The organism is Alteromonas gracilis (assembly GCF_036870955.2).
Lineage (GTDB): Bacteria > Pseudomonadota > Gammaproteobacteria > Enterobacterales > Alteromonadaceae > Alteromonas > Alteromonas gracilis_A.
Genome location: NZ_CP145482.2, coordinates 812,807 through 839,256, shown reverse-complemented (window position 1 = coordinate 839,256; position 26,450 = coordinate 812,807). Strand labels below are relative to the sequence as shown.

The following is a 26,450-nucleotide window of genomic DNA, read 5'->3' as shown; positions in this document are numbered from 1 at the left end:
TCATCAAGTTTATTTTTATGATCTATTTTTTACAGCTATGCTTATAGTTACATAAGCACAAAACAAAATGACATTTAGTGGCTTGTGTACGCACTCACTACGTAACTTGGGTTATATGCCATGAAAGCAAATACACTCGCAAGTTGTTCGCTGGCAATCGTACTTGGCTTCGCCTCAAGCTGCGTCCACGCTAGTGCGTCAGAGCATTCCTACAGCCCAATACAATTTAAAAGTAAAAAAATCGCTCGCTGGCAGCTAAAAACACAATATCGTCCTCATTCGACGACTGAAACTCATCAGTATGATAGCAGTTTCACTTATCCCGCGGGTTCACAAAGCTTGCTAAGCGCAAGTCGCCGTTTCGATACGCGGCTGACTCAATCGGTCTACGCGACGTACAAAACCAATAACACGGCATTTCAACATTACGCCGAATGGCTTTATCTTCCCAATGATGTAGGCACGTTTACACGACTCGGTTGGCTTCTTGGAGATAAGCAGGGTCTTAACATGGCTGTTGAATTAGAACACCGACAAGTAGGAGAAGAAGAAAATATGGCACTGTCGCTTGGCGTTCATTATTTGTTTTAATGCAATGACTTTAAAATACGTTTAATTTTATTCTTTACTGGTCAACAGCCGGGTTTTTGCGTAAGTCTGTTGAATCAGCAGAGCATCAGCGCTTGCACGATGTCGACGCGTATCGAGTTCCTTCGCAACGTGTTTCTTTACATCGTGCCAAGCCTCCATCTGCGTTTGATTAAGAATGTACTCCAATGCCCGACATGTAAATGTCATTTCAACTTGTGCGGCAGCAAACAACTTTATCAACCATGGGTTATCCACAACCCAACCATCACTGTACACAACCGTATTGCCCAGAAAACGATTGAGCTCATGACATATCCTGACTGGCTCTACCCCTCGAGTAAGTAGCATACTCTGCGATATACCGTGAAGTTTTTCCGCCTGACAATCCCAATGCACCCAAGAGTCAAATGGACGGATAAGCTTGCACCACTTTGCACCATCATAGCGCACAATACCGATTTCGATAGGGTAACTCGCTGCCCCAAAACCACTCGCTTCCACATCAACGATTGACGGCAGGGTATCTTTTTGCACGTATACTCCAAACTATTATTGTCGCTACAGTTTTTCTTGTAGGAAACACTATTCAAACTAGGCTGCGCTGTGTTAAATACGCCTTTTTTCCCGTCTCCAGTGCCGCAGCTTAGGAGATTTAGTAATAACGGTGACGTTAAACTCGCAACAAAGATATAAGCCGATAGTAGAATCATGCCAATTTTTCACTTACACACCTCACAATTAAGGTTAACTTAAAAAGGCATAAAGCATATGTTCAATAAGGCGAAGTTTTACGCAAGAGCTATACTAAAGAATAAGATAGTTACGTAAAAATAAATAAAGCAATGCTATACACTTTTAGGGATATCATTTGGATTGCAAACTTATGCGCTTAATAGCATTACTATTATTCCTCGTTACTATGTTGCCCCTTTTTTCTAGCAACGCAGCGTCACAGGCTGAGCCTTTAATTATTGGTATTGACGCCGACTTCACCGCCGTTGCGGTAGAGGGCGGTATGGCAATTAAAAAGGGCGTTGAACTTGCCGTTGACGAAATCAATGCACGAGGCGGTGTTTTAGGGCGTAATCTGAAGATTGTGGCTAAGGATCACAGAGGCAACCCCGCAAGAGGCTTACATAATATTGATAGCTTTGCGAAAGACCCAAACTTGCTCGCGGTGATCGGCGGCGTACACACCCCCGTAGTGTTGGCTGAAATAGAAGCTATCCATAAGAACGATTTGCTTATGCTCGTACCGTGGGCAGCAGGTACGCCAATTATTGATAACGGTTTTTCTCCGAATAATATTTTTCGTGTTTCTGTAAGGGACTCAGAAGCCGCTAGCGTCATGATTGACCATGCAAAGCAGTTGGGTATTTCGCGTATTGCATTGGTATTAGAGCGAACTGGATGGGGCCGTTCTAACCTGACTTCTCTTAAGCAAGCAGCTGCAGAAAAAGGGTTATCTATTTCGTCGATTCACTGGATAAACTGGCAGCAAAAGAACTTTAGTGACGACATCAGCGCGATAAAGGGTAGCGATGCCGAGGCAATTCTTTTAGTGACCAATGTGCCTGAAGGTGTTGTGGTGCTTGATGAAATGGCACAACAAGACATCGCCTCTATCTTAGGTAATCTCTCACTGGGGTATTGCATCCGGGCAGCTAGCGCAAAAACTCGCCACGCCAATTGCGAAATATAATATTTCCGTCCTTCAAACCTTTCATTTTGAAAAACCCAAAACGCAAAGTGCCGAGCAATTGCTGCGCTCGTATCACGCCAAGTTTGGCGAGGTGGCACCTTCTGCAATTAAAGGAGCAACGGGACTCGCTCATGCATATGATCTTACACATTTAATTGCTGCTGCCGCTGAGAAAGCTGCTACTATAAAGGTAGATAAATTAAGAGAAGCTTTAGAGTCTCTTACTGATGTGGAAGGTGCTGTAAAAACTTACGCTTCACCTTTCACCAAAGATCGGCACGATGCGCTTTGGTCAGAAGACTATTTTATGACGGTTTTTGATGAACAAGGGCATCTTAAAACAATGGATTAATACATGCAGCAACAGCGACCGAGGCTAAGGAAACTCCTACTCTCGAGCATGCTGCCACGGCTGATTGCCTTAGTTCTTTTTGCCTCTTTGGTTTTGTTTGCGATTTCTTTTCATTTTGCCGTATCGCAAGCAGATCAATTACAGCAGCAATCTGTCGATGGCCTTGAACAAGATCTAACATTTATTGTCAATGACACCACTCGTCAGCTGGCCGATTTGGCGGCAAATGACATTATCATCAATTCACTGGTCGATGTTCAGCAGCGCGATAACTATCTACCAATGTTTTTCCGTTCGCTCAACCTTACGCAAGCAAAAGTTGTCGAGTTTGCTTTGTTTGACTTTGCAGGCAGCAAAGTTATCGACAAAAATTGGGATACGGTTTTGCCTGACACGCTAGATACGGCATGGCGACAACAAACCTTAGGCTCTTCTTTGCCTTACTCATCCGTGTCACAATATGGAGTTCTTATAAGCGTACCCGTACTGTTAGGTGGTGTCGCTGAAGGAGCATTAGTGATGTATGTAGATAGCTTGCAGTCACTATTAGCCCCCTACCCTCGCTTAACCAATCAGTTGGTCACCGACGTTGACGGCTTTGTTTTATTTAGCAGTCAGCCCAATTTGATAAGTCCAAACTCACAGATGAGTGAGTTCGATGATGGCGCTTACTCTCTCAAGCAAACTAATTGGCGAGCTCTTACCCTTTATAGCGTCAAGCCTACTATAACAGCATATCAAGAGGTGGCTTGGATTAGTCTCGTGTTGCTGATGATGATCATCGGGTTTGTATTTATTATTTTGCATATGCTAAAAGTCACGGGGGCTTTGGCTGAAAGTACTCTGTCGGCGCTCTATCAAGATATTAAGGGTAAATTGAGCAATAACCCCAACATACCGCGCTCAAACACACAAATAGAAGCACAAGAACTCGCTGACATTCGAGAGGCGTTTGAAAAGCTCATTTGGGATCTATCAGAAGTGTCCCTCTCAAACGAACAGTTTTCAAACGTACTTGAGTCGATGGGAGACATGCTAATCGTTGTCGATAAAAGCGACAACATCATCGTGTCTAACAAACGTTTTGAACACTTTTGTGAAAATCAAAAAGAAACCAATACAGACGTACTGCAACGCGTCACTCAGGCGCTCTCATCAAACACAGAAAGCGAGCTAACCCATACATCAATTAGCGATGAAAAACGCTATATCCGTTGGACCAAAACGTCTTTATTAGACGCCAACGGAAGTATTAGAGGAACAATTTATGTGGGTAGTGATGAGACGGAACGCCGCTCGTTAGAAAGCAATATCAAGATATTAAGTCATGCCATTGACGAGGCAACGGTATCAATCATCATTTCAGACATAACTAAACCAGGACAACCTATTATTTATGTAAATAGCGCTTTTGAGGAGCTTACGGGTTACCCCAAAGAGGAGATCATTGGTTACAACTGCCGCGCTATGCAAGGTCAAAAAACGGATGTCCTGAACATAGATGAAGTACGTAAAGCGATAGCCAAAAGAGAGCCTATAGAAATAACGCTTCTTAATTACAAGAAAAGTGGTGAATCGTTTTACAACAGGTTGAATTTAACACCCGTTACCATTGATGGTGAAGTTACTCACTACATTGGTTTTCAACAGGACGTAACCCAGCAACGACAAACAGAGCAATATTTAAAAGAGGCCCGTGAAAAAGCAGAAGAATCGGCAAGGTTGAAGTCCAGTTTCTTGGCAAGTATGAGTCATGAAATTAGAACCCCCATTCATGGAATATCGGGCGTACTTCAATTACTTGAGGCATCTGAGCTAGACAGCGAACAGCAGCATTACCTGTCGCTTGCTAGTTTTAGTATTCAGAGCTTGCTTCATATTGTTAATGACATATTAGACTTCTCCAAGATTGAAGCGGGTCAGCTGCAAATTGAGCACTCACCTTTTGACATTGTTACCTCGCTTGAAAATATCCAAAGCCAGTACGCTATCATGTGTCAGGAAAAAGGCCTGGATCTACATTTTCATTTCGACTTACAAGGGTTTCATACCGTATTAGGTGATGAAGTAAGATTTAGACAAGTACTCACTAACCTTCTGGGCAATGCCGTTAAATTTACTGAACAAGGACATATTGAAGTTCAAACGGCATTGTCGACAAATTCAGATGGAAAGCTAATGCTGCGTTGTAGCGTTACAGATACGGGTATTGGCATTGCCAAGGAAAACCAAAATTCTATTTTCGAAGTATTCACCCAGGAAGACCTGTCCACAACGCGTAAATTTGGTGGCACGGGACTTGGATTGTCAATAAGTAAGCAGTTATGTGAGTTGATGGGCGGTAGCATCAGCCTTAGCAGTGAGAAGGGCAAAGGCAGTACATTTAGCTTCGAAATCATGCTAGATGAAGCAGATGACCAGCTAGGTTATCTTAATGCAGAACCCGTAAGCAAGCGACCTCAAAAGTCGAAAAAGCAGAAGGTACTTATTGTTGAAGATAACGATATAAATCAAATCATCGTTAAACAACACTTAAGTGCCCATACAACACTTAGCGCAAAGTCTGGCAGAGAAGCCATTGATGCCCTAGTTAGAATGAAGCCAACGTTTGACATTATTTTAATGGATTGCCAAATGCCCGAAATGGACGGGTTTGAAGCGACCGAACGTATCAGACGCGGTGAAGCGGGAGAAAGGTACGTTAATGTGCCGATTATTGCTCTCACTGCAAACGCGATGAAGGGAGACAGGGAGCGTTGTGAACAAGCGGGTATGGACGATTACTTAAGTAAACCTTTTGAAGTAAATGATTTGGTCGATAAAGTAGACTATTGGGCAAACAAGACGGCTGCTGAGAAGTCGAGCAGTTGATATACGCCCCTTTCAACAATAAGCGACGACCATGACAGCAACGACCAGCGACAAACGTATTAACAATGCCGTTTAAGTGTATTAGCGTATTTCTTTTACTTATTTGTACAAGTGAAATAGCGATGTGCAACGATGAGGTACTTAGGTACAACCTTGGCACGTCGGGAAGTTCTGTGCCTTATGAAAATGCCGTCGATGCGTCTAGAAAGGGAATATTAGTGGAAATATTGCCTCTTATTATGGACCACGCTGGTATCAAAACTGAAAAAGTGATGCTGTCTACCAAGCGCGCGATGATAGCGTTTAACACAGGCAAACTTGACTTTGACTTTTTCAGTGCCAGTTGGTTGCCACCTGAAGAACCGCATGACGACTTTGTTTTTTCACACCCTATTCTTACCGTAACAGAATACTTCATTACTCTGCCGGAAAAGCAGCTGGAATATAAAAACGTAGATAACATATATGGAAAACCCGTAGGCACAATCTCAGGGTATGTTTATTATGATGACAAGCGATTTGACCTAGCTCGATTTTCAATCTGAAAGCACCTTGCTGCTCGCCCTTGGCAAAAAGCGTATCGACGTCATTATTATGGAAGAAACAGTATCTCGCTATTGGTCAGCTAAACATAAAATCGATATCGCTTTTGGTCCAATACACACCCAAGGTGATTTAGCGATCCGCGTTCATACCCGCCACCTAGACAAACTCCCCAAAATCAATGCAGCGATAGATCACCTGCGAGAAACAGGAAAAATTCAAGCTGTATTGGACAAATACGCCGACTTTTCACTGTAGATACTCATACAGTTGATGTTGGAATTGCTGGCGTAGGTCGTTGTTTGAAAGATTGAATAACAAGACACAAACAAACCAAAGCCATGCCACACCAGCCTATTGGTAAAAAATCTTCTCCTATCAGATAGACCGCAAATAACGTTGCAACGACTGGCTCTATAAGGGTTATCAGCGTCGCTTGGCTTGCTTCAACATGACGCAACCCGAACCCAAATAAAACATAACCCAAAAACATAGGGACGAGTGCCATGTAAAGCGAAACGGATGTATTTATATGGCTGGAAAACAAATTGTCGCCAGTCACTAAAAGTGAAGGTAGCAACAAAAGCGAAGCACAACCAAATAAGCTTGCCATCGCTGATTTAGAATGTGCGCTTAAGCATTAATGAGTTGTTTTGCTGCCCACGAATAGCCAGCATAGGTTACTCCCGCCACAAGTCCTAATATAATGCCTAAAATTTCGGTATTGGCACTAGTGAAAGATGCAGTGCTATCAGGTGTTTTGCCAGCGCTTAATAAAACAATGCCTAGCGCCCCCAACAGAAAACTAATTGTCCATTGTGCTGACACCTTTTTTTTGCCGAATAGATATTCGAAAATCGCTGCAAACAGCGGTGCACTGGCGATAGACACCACCGTACCAATGGCAACGCCACAAAAGCGCATTGACGCATAAAATGCCAATGGATAAATGGCCACACACAGGCTTCCAAATATGAATGTGGGTAAATTTGTTAAGAGCACATGGCGATCTTTTAAAAGCAAATTTCGAGATGTTAAGCACAAAAGAACGCCCCCTACACCCATTGCAAAGGCGCCTATAGCAAACGGGCTTATTTCGGGCGCATACTGAGCCGCTGTACCTGTCGTTCCCCATAAAACACTTGCAATAACAATAGCAAATACGCCCTTAAAACCTTGTTGTGAAACCATACCATGCAAATCTAGTGGTGAAAGTGTAACTAAAGATTGTACGCAGAAATGAGGCTATGTATTGGGATTAGAAGCCAATACTCTTTGCACTTTAGACGGTTTTCTTCAACTTTTATATTCAGCGCAATGGGTGAGGACAACTAATGGGTCGTCAACGCTATCGTCAAGTATGTTTTCATAAAGGGTGCCCGAGGCACCTTTTATCCACCAAACTAGACCTTTTCCTTCAGACAAACCATTCTCTGTAGCGTATTTTGCGCCAGACGCAGCCATTACTGAATAGAGTACTAATTCCCTGTCGTTCAATGTGAGCCTTGCGTTAGCGATTGCTTCAGTGTTTTCATACTGCACATCAACAATCCAATGGTTATCGCAATCATAGCGATAACTTAGCCCTTTATCCTTAGCCATGCACCCGGTCAAAAGTAGTGTTGATAAGCAAGATAAAGCTATCGTTCTCATACCTTCTGTCACCGTTATAAAAAGTGATATTTTTTGAACTATAGCGAATAAATGTATATAAAGAAATTAGTCGGTTTCGGTTTAGCAAATGAGAAGAATACAATGATTGCAAGCCCCCTGTTCTTTCTATATCAAAGTTCTTAATTGTTGTTGGGTTATTATTTCTAACACTCGGGTGCCAATCACTTTATCAAGCTGAAGATATAAGCGGCATGTGGATGGCGCAGACAGACAGCGAGGAGGCGCCTACCATTCAGTTTGAACAACAAGAGATTGTAAATGGATACGATGGATGTAATCGGTATTTTGGTACCTACGCTATTGATGGAAATGAAAGCCTGTCCATTGTTATCTCTGGCGTTACGAAGAAATATTGTCACAATTCAGCCAGCGCCGATGCATTTATTGAATTCTTGAACAATGTTTCAAAAGTCTCTGTTGAAGACGACACGCTTATTCTTTACGCAGAAAAAACAAACGATTCACGCACTTTCAGTAAATATGAAAATGATAAACGCTAGCTAAAGCAGCGTTAATGCAAAGGGTTTCACAGTGACAAAATACACTCCGTATGCCGCCTCTTTTGTGGCGTTAGCATTGCTTTCACCCACAGCGGCCGAAGCAATCGTTCAGGTCAACGATGCGATTACAGCGCCAGAGGGCTTAACGGGCAACGTAAGGTTTACCATCAACGGTCAGTCTGGCAATAAGGATGAGCAAGAGTACGGTTTTGACAACCTGCTTCGCTACAGAGCCCATGAAACCCTCATCGTGTTTATCGGTGACTATAGTTATTCAGAAACCAATAGTGTCAGAGACGAAGATGAACTGTTTGCACACTTACGTTGGGTGGAACTTAATCAGTTTGGTGACAACATCGATTCAGAAGTCTTTGTCCAATATCAGTACGATGATTTTGCAGACTTATCTCGTCGCGAACTGTTAGGCGGCAATGTCAGATACCGCTTTGACCAACAATCTGAACAAAATGAAACACAAGTCATTTTAGGACTTGGCGCGTTTTATGAACTTGAAGTTTCCGAAGCAACAGATTTAGAGGATAGTTTAATTCGCGCCAATATCTACACGCGCTTTGTCTATGACAGCAAAGACACCTACCCCTACTCACTTTACGCATCGGCATACTTTCAGCCCGCGCTAGAAGATATTAGTGATTTAAGAGCCCTTGTGGTCGGAGGCGTGAAATTCCCTATATTGGAACGTGTAGCAGTGGCATTTGAAATAGAAGTCACACACAACGCCACACCGTTTATTGATATTGAAAAAACAGACGTAGATTACGGCATTTCATTGAGTTACGAGTTCTAATAAGACGCCCTAGGCTCTAACAAACCCCATTCATAACGTTTCTAGTTATTCCACAAACCGTTGTTTTAAATAAGATAGAGCGTCTATTCGCTAGGCGCCGTATCTCGAGATAAATAAAGCGTTTGAGACGGGAACGCAAAACCACTTCCGTTACTCTCAACGATTTTTGACATGCTCAGCAACACACTCTCTTGTTTCGCTAAAAACATGGCGTAATCGGCTGCTCTGATATACGCAAACACTTCAACATCCTTCGATGCTGCGCCGTAAGCGATGAAATTGACCCTAATGCCTTCGTTAATCACATCTTTAGCATTTTTCAGAAGTTCTCTGAGTTGTGAGAGGATTTCTTGCATATGTTCAGACGAAGTCTCGTATCGCAAGTTCAACGTTGTACGAAGTAAGAACTTTTTCCGTAGCGTAAAATTTTCGATTTCCGCGGTAGAAAGCTCCCCATTTGGAAACGTTACCAGCGTGTCTGACAATGTACGAATGCGAGTAGAGCGCAACCCGATATGCTCAACCGTACCGAGTAATTCGCCCATTTTACAAAAGTCCCCCACCCTAAAAGGCTGGTCAACGATGATTGTAATGCTGCCCACAATGTTTTCGATTGCTTTTTGGGCACCTAAAGCAATGGCTATTCCTCCTAGCCCAAGTGCTGCGATACCCGTAGTCACATCTACGCCGTAGTTGTCGAGTATCAAAATGATAGCAACAAGAATAAGGATACTTTTTACAATAGCTTTAAAAAAGATAATGAGAGAAACGCTAAGCTACTCGGTTTTTCTGTCGAAGTATCTGTTCGCCACGACTAGACAGATTGTTAAGTAAAGACCAGATGAGAATGAATAGTGCAAGCCAAATCACCGAGACAGTTAACTTGCTCATGTCTTGCCTTACTAAAATTGACAACCCAAGTGCCAATTCAAGTTGGTAAAAAATAAACACCCCAAAAATCATACATAGGGGTGTAATACTCGAAGAAAGGATTTGGCTGTTGCGAGAATTTCCCGAATATTCGATATATCTTTGAGACGCTCGCCACAGACCTTTGTATAGCATCCAAGCAAAAAATAAGGCGATACATAGGGCTACCGGTATTGCTAGCCAGTGAGACACTGCGGCTCCGCGAAAACGCGCGTCATTCAGCGAAGCGGTAGACACAGTTTCTATAAATGGTCTTGTAATCTCCAAGTCAAGATTAGATATAGCTCTAATGGTTTGTCTTGAAACGAGCCATTGCTTTTCTCCACTTCGCACCGTGACGCGCTGCAATAAGATAGGGACAACTTGCCCCTGTGCACGTATCTGACCTATCTGTTCGTAGTCCGAAGTGAGATTGTTTTCTTCAGAACCATCTGGATTATTTGAAACCAAGGCAACAGGCATAAGCACACCGTATCTGTCTACAATATGAGGAAACAATTCAATGACCTCAATAATCGACTCTCTTGATAAATCCGACGTAGGTCGCGTTATAAAACTACTTGAAAGACGGTTCTCTAAAGGGTTGGCAAGGGACTGTAAAATGCTCCTCGAAGTATCTCGGGGAGTAGCAAGTTCAGACTGAGGCTCTTCCTCTACGGTTTGTGGCTGGGACAACAGCGGCTGAAGTTGTGCAAATGCAGTAGGAGGGAGCAATAGGGTTGATAGCAATGCGAAAGCACATAAGCGAACAGCTTGCGCCTGGCATGCAACCCATTGAAATAATCCGCAGTGCCCTATTTGTATAACTTTTCTATTGAAAGACGTCATGCTTGACGAGTCTCGAGCAGTTTTAGTTAATTAATTTACGTTTTATCGAAACGATAAGATCGTAAAGGCCTGTTTCAAGTAATGTGATAAAGCTGAACATTGCTTAAAGCAGTTGTTCTATTGGCAACAGCCCCGCTATCCACGCGCCAAAACGCCGAAATACACTTGCATCAGGCTCATGTTCAGTAATGGTATTACTTTGTAAATCGCGCCAAATAAGTTTGTCGTTATTTACCTCTACCTTGTAAGCACTTTCTGTAAGGCGCTCGCGCATTACTGGTTTGATAAAAGAAACAAATTCTGGGCTGGTCAAAAATACCATTAACTCCGTATTTAAATTCCCTGATCGAGGGTCCATATTCATTGAGCCCGTGGCGAATATGTCATCGTCGATGACCAAAAGTTTAGCATGAAGGCTCGCTTTACTAGAACCTGTCGTTATGCCAAATGACGCTTTATCCCCTGTAGCTTTGACTTCCCACAATTGAATGCCAGCGTTGACAAGCGATTTGCGATACTTTGCATACCATCCATGCACAGCAAATACATCAGTTGAAGCCAGGCTGTTTGTTACAATCGTAATATCAATGCCTCGCTGTGAAGCCCTAATCAGTGCATTAACACCGTCTTCTGTAGGTACGAAGTAGGGAGAAACAATAGTGAGCGTTTTACTGGTTTTGTTAAGTACGTCGGTTAGTAACTCAACAAGTTGCCTAGAATCGCTATGCACTTTATTCGGGTCGTCGTAGCCAAGTATCGCGTTTCCGTAAAACCAAGGAGAGCCTTGAGCTTGTAAGGACGGGAATAGAATGGCGCCCTCTAATTGCTCTGCTTTGTCTATAACGCGTGTAAGCGCATTGGTTTCTGCTTCGTTAAACAAACCGTTTTTTGTTGTACCCACATCTGGGTACAGCATATAGGTCGGCACCGCATAATGGCTATTCCAATAGTCATCAAACTGTTGTGCAATATTCTCTACAATAGCGCCAAAGAGCAAAACATCAAAGTCGTTAAACACGACGTGTGACGCTACCGCATAATATTCGTTGCCAATGTTGCGCCCTCCTATAACAGAAGTCACCCCATCAACAGTTATACTTTTATTGTGCATTCTCCTATTTACCCTTTCAAATTCTGATAAATAAGAGAGAAACCTCAAGCCGTTATACTTTAAAGGGTTAAACATTCTTATTTCGACATTCTCATGCAAAGCCAGTTTTACAATACGAGAATCAGTTACCTGCTGCATACCATCGACTAAAATACGAATTCTTACCCCTCTATTTGCAGCATCTTGCAAGCGCAGTAAGATAGCTCGACTCGCTTTGTCATCTTTAAAAATGTAGTACTGAAGGTCGATAGTTGAGTTGGCCAGCTTGATAAGCTCAAGGCGAGTAGAAAACGAAGACTGCCCCCCCCCCAGAGGCGAAAACCCTGATAGCGATGCATTGTCCGGTTGATATTGAGTGAAATACTCAGCCAAGTGTGAACTATTATCAAAGCCTTTATGAAACGATGACGTGCGAGTCGCAGGGTCGTATGGCATAGAAGAACACGCTGCCAGCAGTAAAATAAGGCTAACGCTCAGTACGCTTTTATTGATTAGCCCTCTAACCAGCCGTATTTTAGTAAACAAGCCTTTAATTATCATACTTATTTACTAAACACTTCTTTGCCATTTTTAATTGTAGCGATCACGTTAATATCCTTTATGTTTAAAGGATTTACTTCGATTGGGGTTTTATCAAGGATCACAAAATCTGCTAATTTCCCCTTGGCTAAGCTGCCTTTAACATTCTCATCAAAAATTTGGTGTGCTGCATTTATCGTTACCCCCTTAAGTGCAATGTAGGGGGAACTCGCTGCGCTTTCCCCAAGACTTGACCAGAACGGGTCAGACGGTTGACGGCGGTATGCACACCAAATATGGGGTCGATAGGTGTCACCGTTTCATCTGAATGATTAGTGTAAATCAACCCCATCTCACTAGCAGCGTTTAGTGGACTTAAAAAGTGAGCCCTTTGGGGTCCAAGGTTCTCGACATGAACATCGCCAAAAAAGTAGGCATGGTTGGTAAAAAATGAAGGCATGATGTTATATCGCTTGAAGGTTTCTAATTGGTCAGGCCTTAAAAACTGAGAGTGTATAACTACTGTTCTGCGGTCCATATCCATTGGCTCACCCAATGTCGCACAGGCTTTTTCATGTGCTTTAATGATCATATCTATCGCTGCATCACCATTGCCGTGAATGAACATTTGAAACCCGTTTTTGTACCCGCGTAACATCAGCGCATCTAAGTTTTCTTGGCTCATATGGGGATAGCCCACGCAGTTTGCTTCACAGCCGTCGACCTCTGTTAAGTACTCCTCTGTAAAGTAGGCGGTTTTTCCTTGGGGCGAACCATCGGCTATTAGCTTAATGCCCTGTGGCTTTAATCCATTTTGGTATACACCAAATGTCAGATTGTTCGTTAACATACTGTCCATGCCATGCACCGTTACAAGGTCCATGGTCAGTTCACCAGACGCGGCCACTTGCTTGAAAAACTTCATATTCAGTGGATCGGTCATGCCATCTTGGGCTGTCGTAACACCATTTTTGAGGTAGTACTTTTGGGCGCGAGCAAACAATGCAGCCTTTTTCGGAATAAATTCTTGAATGGCTTTGCCTGCAAAGAAATAAATAGCCACTTCTTGCACTTGGCCAGTAGGCTCTTGGCTATTCGGAAACCTGATAATCTTGCCCCCCTCGGGGTCAGGCGTCGTGTTATCGATATTGGCAAGTTTCAGTGCATAGGAGTTTGCAATACCAAGATGTCCGCTTGTATGCTGCAAATACACAGGATTGTTTGGAAAGGCGACGTCAAGCTCAGCTTTTGAAATATGACGCATTTCCTCTAGTTGGGTTTCATCATATCCCCATGCAAATATCCATTCGTCTTTTAGTATATTGAACTGTTCTTTGTAGCTTTTAAGCTCGTTGATCAAGTCTGCAAAGTTCTGCACAGGGCCTACTGGTGGCGACGATACATTGGCCTGCCCTACTGCGTTTATAACCATACTGAAATGGCTATGAGGGTCTATAAACCCTGGAATTAGGGTATTGCCAGCTAAATTGTAAATCGTGGCCTTAGGAAAACTTTTTTCCGCATCACTGAGCGAACCAATAAAGGCTATCTTTCCACCTAGCTCAACAACCGCTTCTTCATATACGGGTGTGTCGCCTTCCATGGTAAGAATTTGGCCCCCCTTATAAAGCGTTGCAGACTGGCTCTGTTTGTTATGCGTTGTCACTGATGCGCATGAAAATACTAAGCTTGAAATCATTAAAATGAATAGTGAATGTACCCAAGTTGTGCGTTGATTTGTCACCGTGCGCTCTCCGCTGTGCTCGTTACGCATTAATTATTTTTTCTATTAAGCTCTACATCGCCTCACAACAATAAAAGATAGCTTGCTTTTTTTGCGAAATCACTTTAAAAACTGATTCAACAACCCGTATAGAATATTCATGTCCACTGGCTTTGGTATGTGGCTTGAAAAGCCCTTCTGCAAATATAGCGCTACATCCTCGGCCATAACGTTTGCAGTTAGCGCAATCACAGGTACATGGGGTTTTAACGCGGCGATGGCTTTTTGTGCCCCCATCCCGTCCATTTCAGGCATGTGAATATCCATTAGGATCAGATCAAAATCTTCATTTTTTACAGCATTAATAGCTTGTAACCCATTATCGACAGTCACCAGTGCCGCTTTTGTCGGTTCAAGCATTGTCTGAATAACCACTTGATTTATTGCATTATCCTCTGCAATAAGGATCTTCTTGCCCATTATTAACGGCGCAGTTACCGATTTTGAAATCTCTTCCTTACTTTCTATCACTCGGCGCTCAAGCGGCAACCATACAGAGACTGTTGTCCCTTCACCCGGTGTGCTTTTTAGCTTTATATCGCCTTTCATCATCTCAATAAGGCAAAGCGTGATTGACATGCCCAAACCTGTTCCACCATACTTGCGCGTTGTGGAAGAGTCGGCTTGTGAGAATCGGTCAAAAATTCTAGCCTGCGCGTCTTCACTCATGCCTATACCCGAGTCTATAACATCAACGCGAATAGCTTTAGTATGGTTAAGCGTGCCATAGCTAACTTTTACAAGCACAGAACCTTCTTCGGTGAATTTAACGGCATTTGACACTAAATTGAGTAAAATCTGTTTTACTCTGACAATATCGCCATACCAACCGTCAACAAAATCACTTTCTACATCAATGCTGAAATCGATGCCCTTAGTGCTGACAAGGCCGTCAACATCATATTTTATCGAGCTCAATACTTCATTAAGAGTAAAAGGGACGTTTTCAATACTCAACGTATTCGATTCAATTTTTGAGTAGTCGAGTATGTCGTTAATTATGGTAAGCAGACTTTGAGCCGAAAATGCGGCATTGTTAAGGATAGTTGTTTGTTTGTTATCAAGTTTCGCCGTTTTCAACAGCTGTAAGCCGCCAAGAATGGCATTCATTGGCGTGCGTATTTCATGGCTCATGTTTGCAAGAAAATCGCTCTTTGCTTGTGTTGCGGCTTCTGCTCTAAGTTTTTCTAGCTCCAACACCTCAAGCGTTCTTATTCTGTCTGAAATATCATGGTTAACGCCTATTACTTTTACCGGATTATTTTTGCTGTCGAAGACCACCTTTCCGTTTGCTTTAATGTGCTTTATCTCCCCTGACGGAAGCACTATTCTAAATTCAGTATCGTAAATTTCACCACTGGCAATAGCTTTGAAAAATAATGTTTTCGCAAAATCGAGGTCTTCTGGATGAACTGCACTTTCCCAAGCTTCGATAGCGCCGCTAAATGATGCTTTCTCAACCCCATATAGGCGATACATCCACTCATCCCACATCAAGTCATTGTTCTTAATGTCCCATTCCCACACCCCCATTTCGATTGCATCATTGGCAAGCTGCAGTCGAATTGCGCTGGCAAGCGCCTTTTCACGTTCTACTTTTATGCGTGCTTCAGCCTCTTTTTGGGCAGTAATATCTTGAAATACACCAAAGAGGCTTGGTGCATTTTTCGTTAGTGAAAATGGGGTTGCCGTGTGCTCTTACCCAAATGTTCTTGCCAGTAAAGGTAATAAGCTCAAGCTCTAAGTCCCATGATTTCCCTTGGTTTATACCTTGCTCTACGGCCTCGGCAATAAGCTCGCGACTTCTTCCTTCTTTATAAAACGAGATACCGTCTTCAATGCTCGGTAGGAAATCATCAGGCACTTCATGGATTCTTTTGGTCTGTTCACTCCACACTACCTGGTTAGTTTGTAAATCCGCCTCCCATGTGCCTATGTTGGCGGTTTTTTCCAGTTTACTTAATAGCTCTGCTTGCTTTTTGAACGCTAATGATTGCGCCCTTTCTTGTTCAAGCTGCTCAATATCTTTCTCTTTCAGTGCAGTAACATCTGTGTGGGTGCCTAGCATCCTTACTGGCTTACCCTCGGCATCCCTAATGGCCACTCCGCGGCAGCGGATCCAAACCGTTTTCCCGCTTTTGTGAGTATATCTAACAATTTGGTCGTAGGGATGATTGGGGTTTTCGCAGTGCGCTTTGAAATTTGCCGTGGCGTGTTCTAAATCATCTTGATTGATGATGTCTTGCCATTCACTGGCAAGGTGGCGTTTAGTGTCGGGGTTATAGCCAAGCGTTGTCCAAAAACCAGGGCTCATCCATTCGTGTTCTGGGTTCTCTAAATCCCAAAACCACATTCCATCAAGAGACGCGCTTTCAATGAAATCGAAAACTTGCTCATCTTCTCGAAGCAGCGCTTTGAGCTCGGTGTAAAGATAATTCTCTGACTGCAACACGACACCCTCACTGCATGCGGTTGAATGAAACGTTTTGTAAACTAAAGTATAAGCTAATATGATGTAAGGTCTACTTTTGTTCGATAAGCAAAGTAACTTATCGAACAAAAACGCCAAATTTACAAATAAATAGTTACATTTGATAACACACTATTCGTTTGTACTTAGATACCCTAATTGGTGTTCGCAATCAAACAAAACACCCAATGAAAAAACCTTACCTACTTAAAATGTTAAGCGTTACCTTGCTGGCAACCTTTGTATTGGCTGGCAATTCAAATGCCATAGTCATAAGGCATGACAAACCTGCAAACGATTATCTTGCAAATCAGGATGACTTTCCCCCTCTTGCTACGTTTTACAACATAGGCGTGCATGGAACATTGATTGCGCCTCAATGGGTGCTCACTGCTGCACATACTGTTTTTTGTCTAGATGAAGGGCAAATTATTAAGATTGGCGATGAGCGTGCTGAAGTTGAAGCAAGATACAGCTATCCAACTTACAAACTGGGCAAAAATAACGATTTGGCACTCATAAAACTGAAAGCGCCAGTAGTTAATGCTCAGCCTGCAAAAATATATCGTAAACACAACGAAGATGGCCAGACCGTATGGTTTATTGGTAGTGGCGGCACTGGTACTGGGTTAACAGGTGAAACTGTCGGCTATAAAGATAACAATGGAACACTACGTAAAGCGCGAAATAGGGTTGAGTCGGTGTCAAAATCAGACTTAACGTTTATTTTTGATTCGGAGGATGACGGGGTTGAATTAGAAGGCGTTTCTGGAAACGGAGATAGCGGAGGTCCTGCATTTATAGCAGTTGATGGGGAATATTATTTGCTCGGTATAAGCTCAAGAACAGGTTCTTGGTTTAAGGGTGTTGGCGAATATGGCGTAAAAGAGCTTTACACCAGAGTATCTGTCCACGCTGAATGGATAGATGAGGTAATTGCGGCAGACAAAGAACAGCGCAGCAGAATAGCGTCACAAGACCCTTTTTTACAATCAGGTATGACGCCTGACAACATTGGCCAAATTTGTGAATCCATTAGAGCGTGTTGACCTTTGCCGTACGTTTTTGCAGCAAAGTGTTTAGCATTTAGACAAGGAAGTGCACACGTCGTGTAGCCATCTACATAAGTGTGCGCAGACGCAGTATAAATGCTAAACAATTGCTGCCTGAAAGGTTCATCCAAGCGAGCCTCATGCGGCTTTACTCGTCGCTAATTTGGAATAACCAAACCACGCAACTCGTTCATTGCCTGATACTCGCTTGGAATGAACAAAAAGTGTACCGCAAAGGTCAACACGCTCTAGTCTTTAGCTGTTTTTTGTTGCGCCACTACTAGGGTCTACTAATAGCGCTATTCACCCTCAAAATAATAGGAAGGGTGAGCTGTGAAAAGCTTTAAGAAATGTGGAGTTGGCCGATAAGCCGGGTTCTGTCGTGGGCAACCATTCCTCTAGATCAGCAATCGCTCACTGATTCAAGCAACCTACCCGATCCCCATGCGGGCCACACGTTAAGGGATCCTATTTGGTCTTGCTCCGGGTGGAGTTTACCTCGCCACACTCTGTTACCAGAGGCGCGGTGCGCTCTTACCGCACCCTTTCAGCCTTACCGGCATGCGAACATGCTTAGGCGGTCTTCTCTCTGCTGCACTTGTCGTCGGCTCGCGCCGCCCAGACGTTATCTGGCACCCTGCCCTTTGGAGCCCGGACTTTCCTCCCCTTTCTTACGAAAGCGACGGTTGCCTGGCCAACTCCGCGGCGCATTCTACATGAAGAACACGCCAATAGCGATAAACAAAGCTAAAAGCCGCGCTAAATAAAGCAGCGCTCCACTTTTGCTTTATCTGGCAATTTAGTAATGACAAATACGTTGTCCCCTTCTTTAAAACGGGTTTTCCCTTTGGGAATGAGGGTCTTGTCTTTGCGAGCAATCATGGCGACCACAGTGTCTTCAGGCAATGACAACTCGCTGACCGTTTTATCAATGGCGTTTGACGGTGTCGCTAGCACTATTTCAATGAGCTCTCTTTTACTTTTCGCAATCTTCACAATTTCGAGGGTTTTAGAAGAGGCCGCCTCACTGTTAATAACAAGACCTAATTTTCGTGCCGCGAAAGGTAAGGTAGAGCCTTGAAGTAATGCAGATATTAATACAATGAAAAACACGACGTTAAAAATTAGCTCAGCATAGTCCATGTTAAAAATAAGCGGGAAAATAGAGAGGATAATGGGCACTGACCCGCGTAACCCTACCCATGAAATAAGTACTGATGCATTAAGCGGGAAACGAGAAAGCAGCAACATCGGCATCACCACTAGTGGCCTTGCAACGAAAATAAGCACAGCCGCGATCAAAAGCCCTTCCTTCCAATTAACAAAAAGCTCAGTAGGTGTAACTAATAAGCCAAGAATAACGAACATGGCAATTTGGCTAAGCCAAGCGAGGCCGTCTAGAAATACAAAAGTATTACGTTGGTAGGCAAAGCGGCTGTTTCCTACAATTACACCTAATGAACGTAGCTAAAAAACCGCTGCCGTTTAAATTGGCGGCCACACCAAATGAAAGCACGCCAAAAAGCATCACAAAAACGGGGTATAGCCCAATTGCCATTAGCGATATGTGTCGCAACAGCCATACTGCCAGCGCACCAATAGCAACACCAATAAGCGCGCCAACGCCCATTTGACTGGCAAACAGGCCGACTAAATCAATGGCGCTAGTGGTGCTATCTTGAATAATAGTGATAAGCCCTATGGTCAGAAATATAGCCATGGGATCGTTCGATGCACTCTCTAGCTCTAGAGTGGACTTCACCTTGTTAGGTATGCGTATTCCCGCATTGCGCAATACCGAAAACACGGCGGCGGCATCGGTCGAGCCAACGATCGCCCCTATAAGTAGTCCTTTGTATAAGGGCAACTCTAGTATAAACATAGCCGCAAGGCCTGTGATAGCGGCGGTACCGACTACCCCAAAAGTGGCTAAAAGCGCGGCGGGCTTCCACGCCTGTTTAATAGACTTTTTGGAGGTTTGTAGGCCTCCATCAAACAAAATAAGAATAAGTGCCAATGTCCCAATGGCGTGTGCCGCGTCAGCGTTGTCAAAAAAGATACGGCCAATGCCGTCCTCTCCTGCCAACATGCCGACGCCTAAAAACAACACCAAAACAGGCACCCCGAAACGCGGTGATAACTTACTCGCCAGCACACCAAAAATAGCTAGCATGGCGCTGAGAAGTAATATGTGATCAACTGCAAACATGTCGAGGTCCTTGTTTCCGCTATGGTATGTGGGCAAGAGAGGCTTTCACCTCCTCTGCTGTTGGCTTAAGCTGCGCTTTGCCAAGTCGCTCTCGCCGCTTACCTAATAAATATAGCAAGGTTGAAGTGATGAACAGGGTAGATGATGTGCCTATAACAACAGCAAATACCATAGGAACGGCAAAACTTTCGACGGCATCCCCACCAAAAAGTGCCATTGGGAGTAACGCTAGCAAGGTTGTGATTGACGTAAATACTGTGCGACTTAACGTACTATTTACCGCATCATTGATCGTGTCGGCTAACGGTTTGTTTGCATCAATGCGTAAAAGTTCGCGAATACGGTCGAGTACCACTACTTTATCGTTGATGGAATAACCGATAAGCGCAAGCAGTGCGGCCACCGCTGTTAAGTTAAATTCAATCCCGGTTAATGCGAAAAAGCCAATGGTTTTGGTTAAATCCAGCAGTACAGTTAACAGCGCTGCCGTGGCAAAATGTGCTTCAAATCTTGCCCACAGGTACATCAACATGCCCGCTCCTGCGATTAACAACGCAAGTATGGAAAGCTCCGCAAAGCCGCCGCTTACCTTTGGCCCAACAACGTCCACTTTATCAAATACTACGTCACCGTCGGCCTGTTGAATTGAGGCTTTTAGTGTATCGGTATAAGACATGGCACCAGAACTTTGGTTGTTCTCACTATCGCTGCTTTGCAAAGGAGCACGCAATAAATAGTGATTTGCACTGCCATATTCTTGTATAGCCACCTGCTCAAAACCGCTACTTCTAATTACATTGCGAAGTTCGTCCGTTGATAGCGCGGGCGCGGTGAGCTCAATCATAGTGCCGCCGGTAAAATCAACGCCATAATGCAAACCGGGCTTAGCAAACAGTCCAATTGAAAGCAGAGTTAACAGTACTGACAGTGACAACGCTATTTTGCGCCTCGACAAAAAGTTGATTCCCTTCAACGTATCGCTTAAGCGAATAAGGTGCGAGTTAAAAGGTAGAGGTTCACGTTCTGCTACACGCCCTTTTCTCAGTTTTACAACACACAACATAAGCATTTTAGTTAACGCTACTGCGGTAAAGACCGACGATATCAACCCAAGTGCAATGGTAATGGCAAAGCCTTTAATTGGCCCGCTGCCAAACATAAACAGCAAACTTACGGCAATGAGCGTGGTGAAGTTAGAATCAACAATGGTGGCAAAGGCTTTTTCAAAGCCGACTTTGATAGCACTTAGTGCCGGACGCCCTTTTCGGCTCTCTTCTCTAATACGTTCGTTAATTAGAATATTGGCATCAACTGCCATACCCATGGTTAAAATAAGACCAGCGATGCCTGGCAAAGTGAGCGTTGCACCAAATAGCGTTAACGCGCCAAACACGAGGGCCATATTGATACATAGCGCAAAGCTTGCAATTGCCCCCCATCGACCGTAAATGGCCACCATAAAGGCAAGCACCATCAGTGCACCTGCCACGCCACTTTCAATGCCAGTTTGAATTGCGTCACTGCCTAAATCAGGCCCTACTGTACGCTCCTCAATGATATCTAGTGGCACAGGCAATGCGCCAGTTCGTAGCATCAATGCAACGTTGTGTGCTTCTGGAAGAGTGAAATTACCGGTAATCTCCCCTCGTCCACCAGGAATAGCCGTGTTAATTAATGGTGCAGTTACTACTTTATCGTCAAGCACGATAGCCAGTACGCGACCAATATTTTCTCGCGTCATTGCGGCAAATTGCTTGGCGCCTGTACTATCTAGTTTGAACGTAACAACGGGTTGCCCGGTTTCTGAACTTAACACGCCAGACGCATCAGTGATGTGCTCTCCTTCTAGCGCTACACGCTGCTCAAGTTTATACACGTTGCCCTGCTCGTCCTGCTTGGCCATTGATTGCCCAGAGTGACTGTTAACTTGCCAGTGAAATGTCATTTGTGCGGTGGTGCCAAGTAGCTTTTTAACTTGGCTTGGGTCTGACACGCCCGGCATTTGCACCAATATGCCGTCACGCCCTTGAAGGGTAACACTGGGCTCAGTTAACCCTGTTTCGTTTAAGCGTTTTCGAACGACTTCTACACTTCGCGCAAGTGCATCTTTCAATAGCTTTTGAACGTACTGTTCACTTAATGAAAGACGCAAAATATCATCATCAATATCAACATTAAGCGCACCTACCCCCGAAGGCTGCGCAGAGACTTTAAACGCCAAGTCTTTGACTTTTCGTGAATCGTTAGCATCGCGTAACGTAAGTACTAAGCCGCTTGTATGGTCATTTGAGGCTTTGGAGTTAGATTGTTTGGTATAGCGGATACCCTGCGCTCTCAACTCACTCAGTAAGTCACTGGAAAAACCGTCTAGCTGTTTTTTTATCAACGCATCAGCATCAGCCTCGAGAAGTAAGTGAGAGCCACCTTGGAGATCCAGCCCCAGTGATAACGTGTGAGAGGCATACCAGTGAGGTAACTGTTGTTGTAGCGGTTGTGGCAAAATATTGGGCGCAGCGCTGATTAGGCCTAATAAAACAATAAGCACATACACAACGCCACGAAATGAAAATCGTGTCATTTTATGTTTTCCTGAAATAAAAAATTGGGCAAAGCAAAACCGCGCTTGGGCGCGTGAATTACTCGTTATTGTGTTTTATGACAGGAAGTAAGGTGGACCTCGGGGCCTTAAACGATACGGATCAGAGGTTTGTTTATTGAAGCAATAAACAACGTGAGGAGCATCAACAACTGTGGATGCGAAGGAACTAAGCGGAAACGATAAGACTAGCGAGACATCATCGCCGTCAGTATCGTTATTGCGGCTGTTAGGATTCGCGTTATAGAGCTTTGCGCCGTTAAAGCGTAGCGAGTAGTTATTACCCGCGTGATTAAACTGGGCAAGCGGCGATTGCTTGGTTATCTGTGCTTGTGTCGCAATCTCACTATTTTGAAAACTCGCACTTAAGATCAGACACGACAACGCCCATGCCAGCATTAGCGGCATGTACTGAAAATACGTTGAACGTGAACGAGCTAGTTTCAGAACGACATCTCAAAAATTTAGTCTATAACGAGTCATCAATAATTGTTTTATCGATAACAGCTTTTACTCAAAGACTAAGAAAAAATGGGGGTAGAGTAACCGCGATTCAAGGAAGAGACAATATGCGCATGCAAAAACAACAAAGCCCTGACTTCGCAGGGCATATATTTTATATCATTGTTTTTTTGCTGTTACACAACGGCGATAACATCGTCTTTTGCTAGGCGCGCTTTCGGCAAACCGTAGTTCCAGTCTTCTTTGGTATCTGGGTAACCCATCGCCAGTGCCACTTCACAAACATGCCCATCTAGCTCGTCTTTAAATAACTCACCAATAAGCTCAGGATCTACACCTTCCATTGGCGTTGAGGCAATACCTAAACGCGCCACTGTGTGTAAAACATTACCTAACGCTAAGTAAACCTGTGCTTTCGTCCACTCTGCATTATTGCCGTTCTCATCGGTGTTCATCTCGGCAAACGCATACGCACCCATGAAGTTCTCGCGCATATCCGCTGGCAAGTGGCCTGAAGCAACCTCAGCATCAACCCTTTTTACAAATTTCTCTTTAGTAAATTTAGGGTCATAAGCAAACAAAATAACATGCGATGCTTCTTTAGCATGAAGCTGATTGAACTGATGTTTATTAGCAAAGGTGTCGTGCAAACGTTGTTTTGCCTCGTCACTTTCTACCACAACAAATTTCCAAGGCTGCGAGTTGATAGACGATGCAGACAACCTCATAGCCTCAAGAATAACATCTAGATCTTGAGCGGAAATGCGCTTGTTGCTGTCATATTTCTTAACCGTGTAACGCTTGTTTAGGTCTTCGATAATTGGATGAGACATTAAATTGCTCCTCAGTGTTTATTCTGTATACGGGAATCGATGTGGTGTATGTTAGTTATATTGCTTTTAATGATAAGTCCTATTAAAAACAAATCAGTTTCAACAAATTGTTGAAAATATATCGCGACAGCATGTAACCGTGCTTTATTAATCGCTCATCAAAAAACAGCCCTCAGTCAGACTGACCTAGCCAAAAACGAGCAATGCACGTAGAGTACCCCTACGGTCTATTCAAAAAATGATAAATAAAAGGAATAGCGACGATGAAAAGAGGTATTGCAGCGCTAGCCATAGTACTTAGCGCAGCTGCTAGCGCAGATTCGGGGTCACGACTTGTGGCATCTGGTGGGATCAGTGGTGTAGAGGGCACTTCAGGAGGAGGTATCACGCCATGGGCCTTTATTGGAGGTTACTCCAGTAAAGAAGAGATTTCTTTTGGTGGCAACGTCCAGTATTTAAGCCTAAACGACTATTCTCTAACTACCGCAGGCGCAAGTATCAGTTTGTACGACCGTGTGGAAGTCACCATCCAGCGACAAAAACTGGACATCGCAGCGGGATTAACTAGCAATGTTTTTGCACTGCTTACTGACGGTGCAGTTACCAATGCTAATTCAGCAACTATTGAGCAAGATATCATTGGTGCGAAAGTAAAGCTGTTTGGCGATGGTGTATTTACCCAAGACTCTTGGATACCGCAAGTTTCACTGGGCGTTCAGTACAAGAAAAACAACGACTTTGACAGTTCACTTAGCCTACCTGATGGTAGCGTGCCTTTGCCAAACGTTGGCGTTCCTCAATTGTTAGGTGCTAAAGATGACAGCGGCGTAGATGTCTATCTATCGGCCACCAAGCTGTGGCTGGGTGCTGCAAACGGCTTTAACTTGCTAACCAATGTTACCGCACGCTATACAAAAGCCAATACACTCGGTTTGCTGGGTTTTGGTTCAGAGGTCGATGATGATGCTACTATTGAGTGGGAAGGCTCTCTTGCTTTGTTAATCAGCCCAACAACTGCCATAGGGGCTGAAGTAAGAACGCAATCAAACCGCCTTGGAGGCCTTGCTGAAGAAGATACCATTACAGATATCTTTGTGGCGTTTTTTCCTAATAAGTCTCTGTCGATTACTGCTGCATATGTGGATATGGGAAATCTTCCGCTTCAACAAAGCTCAAATGGCTTTTATTTAACACTCAATGCCAACTTCTAAAATACGGAGCAGTAAAGATGACACGAATTTCGCTGTTTTTAGTTGCATTCATAGGGTTAGTGCTTTCAGGATGTGCTGCTACAAAAAAGCAAAGCCTCTACGATGAAATAGGTGGCCACCAAACACTTAATACCATTTTCGGCGTATCAATAACTCGTATTTATACACACCCTGAAATTGGCGATTACTTCAAAGGTGTACCTAAGCAGCACTTGCGAGAGCAACTTGTTGCGCAAACCTGTGAGCTCATTGGCGGTCCTTGCGAGTACGACGGCAAAACTATGCTGGAATCGCACACTGGCTTGGATATAAAAGAACGTGAATTTTATATTTTGGTGGAAATCGTGCAAGGTGCTATGCGCGATGTGGGGCTTACCTACCAACAGGAAAATAGAATTCTAAACAAACTTGCTCCTATCAAATACCAAACAGTCAACTTGTAACACCCACAAAAAAGCCCTCTATCAAGAGGGCTTTTGAACACTGATTAGCGCCAATTACTTATAGGCGTTGTAACGTGCTTTAAACGTCTTTTAGTTCGGTGTAACCGCGTTGTGGTAAACATCCTGAACGTCGTCACAATCATTAAGCATGTCCATGAACTTCTCAAACATAGGCATGTCTTCTTCGCTGATGTCAGTTTCAGTTTGTGGCATCCAGCTCATTTCTTCTGCTGTGAAATTAATGTCTGGGTAGGCTTCAGTTAGCGCGGTCTTAACTTGGAAAAACTCAGTGTGAGGCGCATAGACCGTCACTTTGCCGTCTTCAACTTCAACGTCAGTTACATCAACGTCAGCTTCCATTAGCACTTCTAGGATGGCATCTTCGTCGTCACCGTCAAACTGGAACACCGCTTGATGATCAAACATGTGCGATACCGAACCTTGAGCTCCAAGCTTCGCGTTTGTTTTAGTAAAACAGTTACGTACTTCGGTAATGGTGCGGTTAGCGTTATCTGACAAGCAGTCAACAATTACCATACAGTTACCAGGGCCAAAACCTTCATAACGCATTGGTTGGAAATCTTCGCCTGCACCACCAGCCGCTTTATCAATCGCTTTTTCAATAACGTGGCTTGGAACTTGGTCTTTTTTTGCTTTTTCCATCAAGCGACGAAGCGAAAGGTTAGTGTCTGGATCAGCACCACCGTTTTTCGCGCATACGTAAATTTCTTTACCGTATTTAGAATAAACTTTAGTTTTTTGGTAAGCAGTTTTTGCCATGGCGTTTTTACGGACTTCGAATGCTCTTCCCATCTTAAAATTCTCTTATTCGCAATTTGAAATGCTGCGTTGGTTTTCTATTGGGTTTAATGTTTGCACCGGGCTAAAAGGCTGAAAACAATTTTCAACAGCCTCAAATGCATGAAAAATCATGCGCCAGCACAGAAAAAAGTGGCAAAATT

At 43.7% G+C, this 26,450-nt stretch carries 22 protein-coding genes, 1 other RNA gene and 3 pseudogenes; 11 read left to right on the top strand and 15 right to left on the bottom strand.

Features of this window, described 5'->3' with window-relative positions:
- Window positions 1-120: 120 nt before the first annotated feature.
- The gene (locus V6N89_RS04110; RefSeq protein WP_338516461.1) at window positions 121-591 is read left to right on the top strand and encodes a hypothetical protein; all 471 of its coding nucleotides are present in this window, start codon (window positions 121-123) and stop codon (window positions 589-591) included.
- Between the two features lie 27 nt (window positions 592-618).
- Here V6N89_RS04110 and V6N89_RS04105 read toward each other — a convergent pair whose 3' ends face one another.
- A complete protein-coding gene (locus V6N89_RS04105; protein WP_338516460.1) occupies window positions 619-1,125 on the bottom strand; it encodes a 3'-5' exonuclease in 507 nt (168 codons plus the stop codon).
- Window positions 1,126-1,459: 334 nt separating this feature from the next.
- Between V6N89_RS04105 and V6N89_RS04100 the strand changes: the two genes are divergently transcribed.
- The 5 genes from V6N89_RS04100 (at window position 1,460) to V6N89_RS04080 (ending at window position 6,317) form a co-directional block, all read left to right on the top strand.
- Window positions 1,460-2,293 carry an ABC transporter substrate-binding protein gene (locus V6N89_RS04100; protein ID WP_346993439.1) on the top strand — a complete coding sequence of 278 codons (834 nt, stop codon included), beginning with the start codon at window positions 1,460-1,462 and terminating at the stop codon, window positions 2,291-2,293.
- A gap of 91 nt (window positions 2,294-2,384) precedes the next feature.
- Window positions 2,385-2,645, top strand: a complete 261-nt coding sequence (locus tag V6N89_RS04095) for a hypothetical protein (RefSeq protein WP_346993438.1) — start codon at window positions 2,385-2,387, stop codon at window positions 2,643-2,645.
- Window positions 2,646-2,648: 3 nt separating this feature from the next.
- Window positions 2,649-5,516, top strand: a complete 2,868-nt coding sequence (locus tag V6N89_RS04090; protein WP_338516458.1) for an ATP-binding protein — start codon at window positions 2,649-2,651, stop codon at window positions 5,514-5,516.
- Window positions 5,517-5,638: 122 nt separating this feature from the next.
- Window positions 5,639-6,061, top strand: coding sequence for a hypothetical protein (locus V6N89_RS04085; RefSeq protein WP_346993437.1), 423 nt, complete (start codon window positions 5,639-5,641; stop codon window positions 6,059-6,061).
- 7 nt (window positions 6,062-6,068) lie between these two features.
- Window positions 6,069-6,317 (top strand): transporter substrate-binding domain-containing protein, encoded by a 249-nt coding sequence (locus tag V6N89_RS04080; protein ID WP_346993436.1) that lies wholly within the window; start codon window positions 6,069-6,071, stop codon window positions 6,315-6,317.
- A gap of 4 nt (window positions 6,318-6,321) precedes the next feature.
- On the opposite strand, the pseudogene V6N89_RS04075 reads toward V6N89_RS04080, so the two are convergent.
- Window positions 6,322-7,250 (bottom strand): annotated as a pseudogene (locus tag V6N89_RS04075) (DMT family transporter).
- 105 nt (window positions 7,251-7,355) lie between these two features.
- Window positions 7,356-7,712 (bottom strand): MliC family protein, encoded by a 357-nt coding sequence (locus V6N89_RS04070; protein WP_338516455.1) that lies wholly within the window; start codon window positions 7,710-7,712, stop codon window positions 7,356-7,358.
- A 218-nt stretch (window positions 7,713-7,930) separates the two neighbouring features.
- On the opposite strand from V6N89_RS04070, the gene V6N89_RS04065 reads away from it, so the two are divergent.
- Window positions 7,931-8,233 carry an META domain-containing protein gene (locus tag V6N89_RS04065; RefSeq protein WP_346993435.1) on the top strand — a complete coding sequence of 101 codons (303 nt, stop codon included), beginning with the start codon at window positions 7,931-7,933 and terminating at the stop codon, window positions 8,231-8,233.
- Between the two features lie 31 nt (window positions 8,234-8,264).
- Window positions 8,265-9,041, top strand: coding sequence for a DUF481 domain-containing protein (locus V6N89_RS04060; protein WP_338516453.1), 777 nt, complete (start codon window positions 8,265-8,267; stop codon window positions 9,039-9,041).
- Between the two features lie 83 nt (window positions 9,042-9,124).
- On the opposite strand, the gene V6N89_RS04055 is transcribed toward V6N89_RS04060, so the two are convergent.
- The 6 genes and pseudogenes from V6N89_RS04055 to V6N89_RS04030 all read right to left on the bottom strand — a co-directional run bounded on the left by V6N89_RS04055 (window position 9,125) and on the right by V6N89_RS04030 (window position 16,664).
- Complete coding sequence (locus V6N89_RS04055; protein WP_431189766.1) at window positions 9,125-9,748, bottom strand: mechanosensitive ion channel family protein; 624 nt, start codon at window positions 9,746-9,748, stop codon at window positions 9,125-9,127.
- A gap of 64 nt (window positions 9,749-9,812) precedes the next feature.
- Entirely contained in the window at window positions 9,813-10,799 is a 987-nt protein-coding gene (locus V6N89_RS04050) for a hypothetical protein (RefSeq protein ID WP_338516452.1), read from the bottom strand.
- Window positions 10,800-10,902: 103 nt separating this feature from the next.
- Window positions 10,903-12,450 (bottom strand): phospholipase D family protein, encoded by a 1,548-nt coding sequence (locus V6N89_RS04045; RefSeq protein ID WP_338516451.1) that lies wholly within the window; start codon window positions 12,448-12,450, stop codon window positions 10,903-10,905.
- 2 nt (window positions 12,451-12,452) lie between these two features.
- Window positions 12,453-14,032: pseudogene (locus V6N89_RS04040) on the bottom strand (amidohydrolase).
- Window positions 14,033-14,272: 240 nt separating this feature from the next.
- A complete protein-coding gene (locus V6N89_RS04035) occupies window positions 14,273-15,745 on the bottom strand; it encodes a PAS domain-containing hybrid sensor histidine kinase/response regulator (protein WP_346993432.1) in 1,473 nt (490 codons plus the stop codon).
- A gap of 76 nt (window positions 15,746-15,821) precedes the next feature.
- Entirely contained in the window at window positions 15,822-16,664 is an 843-nt protein-coding gene (locus V6N89_RS04030) for a PAS domain-containing protein (RefSeq protein ID WP_346993431.1), read from the bottom strand.
- Window positions 16,665-16,870: 206 nt separating this feature from the next.
- Between V6N89_RS04030 and V6N89_RS04025 the strand changes: the two genes are divergently transcribed.
- Window positions 16,871-17,731 carry a S1 family peptidase gene (locus V6N89_RS04025; protein ID WP_346993430.1) on the top strand — a complete coding sequence of 287 codons (861 nt, stop codon included), beginning with the start codon at window positions 16,871-16,873 and terminating at the stop codon, window positions 17,729-17,731.
- Between the two features lie 353 nt (window positions 17,732-18,084).
- Here the strand turns inward: V6N89_RS04025 and rnpB are convergent.
- From rnpB to V6N89_RS03995, 5 genes and pseudogenes are all read right to left on the bottom strand, one after another.
- Window positions 18,085-18,436, bottom strand: an RNA gene (rnpB, locus tag V6N89_RS04020) — RNase P RNA component class A.
- Between the two features lie 57 nt (window positions 18,437-18,493).
- A pseudogene (locus V6N89_RS21675) lies at window positions 18,494-19,943 on the bottom strand (potassium/proton antiporter).
- Window positions 19,944-19,962: 19 nt separating this feature from the next.
- Window positions 19,963-22,521 (bottom strand): protein translocase subunit SecD, encoded by a 2,559-nt coding sequence (gene secD, locus V6N89_RS04005; protein ID WP_346993428.1) that lies wholly within the window; start codon window positions 22,519-22,521, stop codon window positions 19,963-19,965.
- A gap of 75 nt (window positions 22,522-22,596) precedes the next feature.
- A complete protein-coding gene (locus tag V6N89_RS04000; RefSeq protein ID WP_338516443.1) occupies window positions 22,597-22,947 on the bottom strand; it encodes a hypothetical protein in 351 nt (116 codons plus the stop codon).
- Window positions 22,948-23,177: 230 nt separating this feature from the next.
- Window positions 23,178-23,834 (bottom strand): NAD(P)H-dependent oxidoreductase, encoded by a 657-nt coding sequence (locus tag V6N89_RS03995; RefSeq protein WP_338516442.1) that lies wholly within the window; start codon window positions 23,832-23,834, stop codon window positions 23,178-23,180.
- Between the two features lie 263 nt (window positions 23,835-24,097).
- Between V6N89_RS03995 and V6N89_RS03990 the strand changes: the two genes are divergently transcribed.
- Complete coding sequence (locus V6N89_RS03990) at window positions 24,098-25,045, top strand: DUF3034 family protein (protein WP_338516441.1); 948 nt, start codon at window positions 24,098-24,100, stop codon at window positions 25,043-25,045.
- A 17-nt stretch (window positions 25,046-25,062) separates the two neighbouring features.
- On the top strand, window positions 25,063-25,488 hold the full coding sequence (locus tag V6N89_RS03985; RefSeq protein WP_338516440.1) for a group I truncated hemoglobin: 426 nt from the start codon (window positions 25,063-25,065) through the stop codon (window positions 25,486-25,488).
- A gap of 90 nt (window positions 25,489-25,578) precedes the next feature.
- Here V6N89_RS03985 and V6N89_RS03980 read toward each other — a convergent pair whose 3' ends face one another.
- Window positions 25,579-26,301, bottom strand: coding sequence for a YebC/PmpR family DNA-binding transcriptional regulator (locus tag V6N89_RS03980; RefSeq protein WP_346993427.1), 723 nt, complete (start codon window positions 26,299-26,301; stop codon window positions 25,579-25,581).
- Window positions 26,302-26,450: the final 149 nt, after the last annotated feature.

What these genes read in the sequence shown, in the direction of transcription:
- V6N89_RS04110 (WP_338516461.1), top strand. Translation starts at nt 121, where the DNA reads ATGAAAGCAAATACACTCGCAAGTTGTTCGCTGGCAATCGTACTTGGC.
- V6N89_RS04090 (WP_338516458.1), top strand. Translation starts at nt 2,649, where the DNA reads ATGCAGCAACAGCGACCGAGGCTAAGGAAACTCCTACTCTCGAGCATG.
- V6N89_RS04085 (WP_346993437.1), top strand. Translation starts at nt 5,639, where the DNA reads ATGTGCAACGATGAGGTACTTAGGTACAACCTTGGCACGTCGGGAAGT.
- V6N89_RS04070 (WP_338516455.1), bottom strand. Translation starts at nt 7,712, where the DNA reads ATGAGAACGATAGCTTTATCTTGCTTATCAACACTACTTTTGACCGGG.
- V6N89_RS04065 (WP_346993435.1), top strand. Translation starts at nt 7,931, where the DNA reads ATGGCGCAGACAGACAGCGAGGAGGCGCCTACCATTCAGTTTGAACAA.
- V6N89_RS04050 (WP_338516452.1), bottom strand. Translation starts at nt 10,799, where the DNA reads ATGACGTCTTTCAATAGAAAAGTTATACAAATAGGGCACTGCGGATTA.
- V6N89_RS04045 (WP_338516451.1), bottom strand. Translation starts at nt 12,450, where the DNA reads ATGATAATTAAAGGCTTGTTTACTAAAATACGGCTGGTTAGAGGGCTA.
- V6N89_RS04035 (WP_346993432.1), bottom strand. Translation starts at nt 15,745, where the DNA reads ATGGGGGTGTGGGAATGGGACATTAAGAACAATGACTTGATGTGGGAT.
- V6N89_RS04025 (WP_346993430.1), top strand. Translation starts at nt 16,871, where the DNA reads ATGAAAAAACCTTACCTACTTAAAATGTTAAGCGTTACCTTGCTGGCA.
- secD (WP_346993428.1), bottom strand. Translation starts at nt 22,521, where the DNA reads ATGACACGATTTTCATTTCGTGGCGTTGTGTATGTGCTTATTGTTTTA.
- V6N89_RS04000 (WP_338516443.1), bottom strand. Translation starts at nt 22,947, where the DNA reads ATGCCGCTAATGCTGGCATGGGCGTTGTCGTGTCTGATCTTAAGTGCG.
- V6N89_RS03995 (WP_338516442.1), bottom strand. Translation starts at nt 23,834, where the DNA reads ATGTCTCATCCAATTATCGAAGACCTAAACAAGCGTTACACGGTTAAG.
- V6N89_RS03990 (WP_338516441.1), top strand. Translation starts at nt 24,098, where the DNA reads ATGAAAAGAGGTATTGCAGCGCTAGCCATAGTACTTAGCGCAGCTGCT.
- V6N89_RS03985 (WP_338516440.1), top strand. Translation starts at nt 25,063, where the DNA reads ATGACACGAATTTCGCTGTTTTTAGTTGCATTCATAGGGTTAGTGCTT.
- V6N89_RS03980 (WP_346993427.1), bottom strand. Translation starts at nt 26,301, where the DNA reads ATGGGAAGAGCATTCGAAGTCCGTAAAAACGCCATGGCAAAAACTGCT.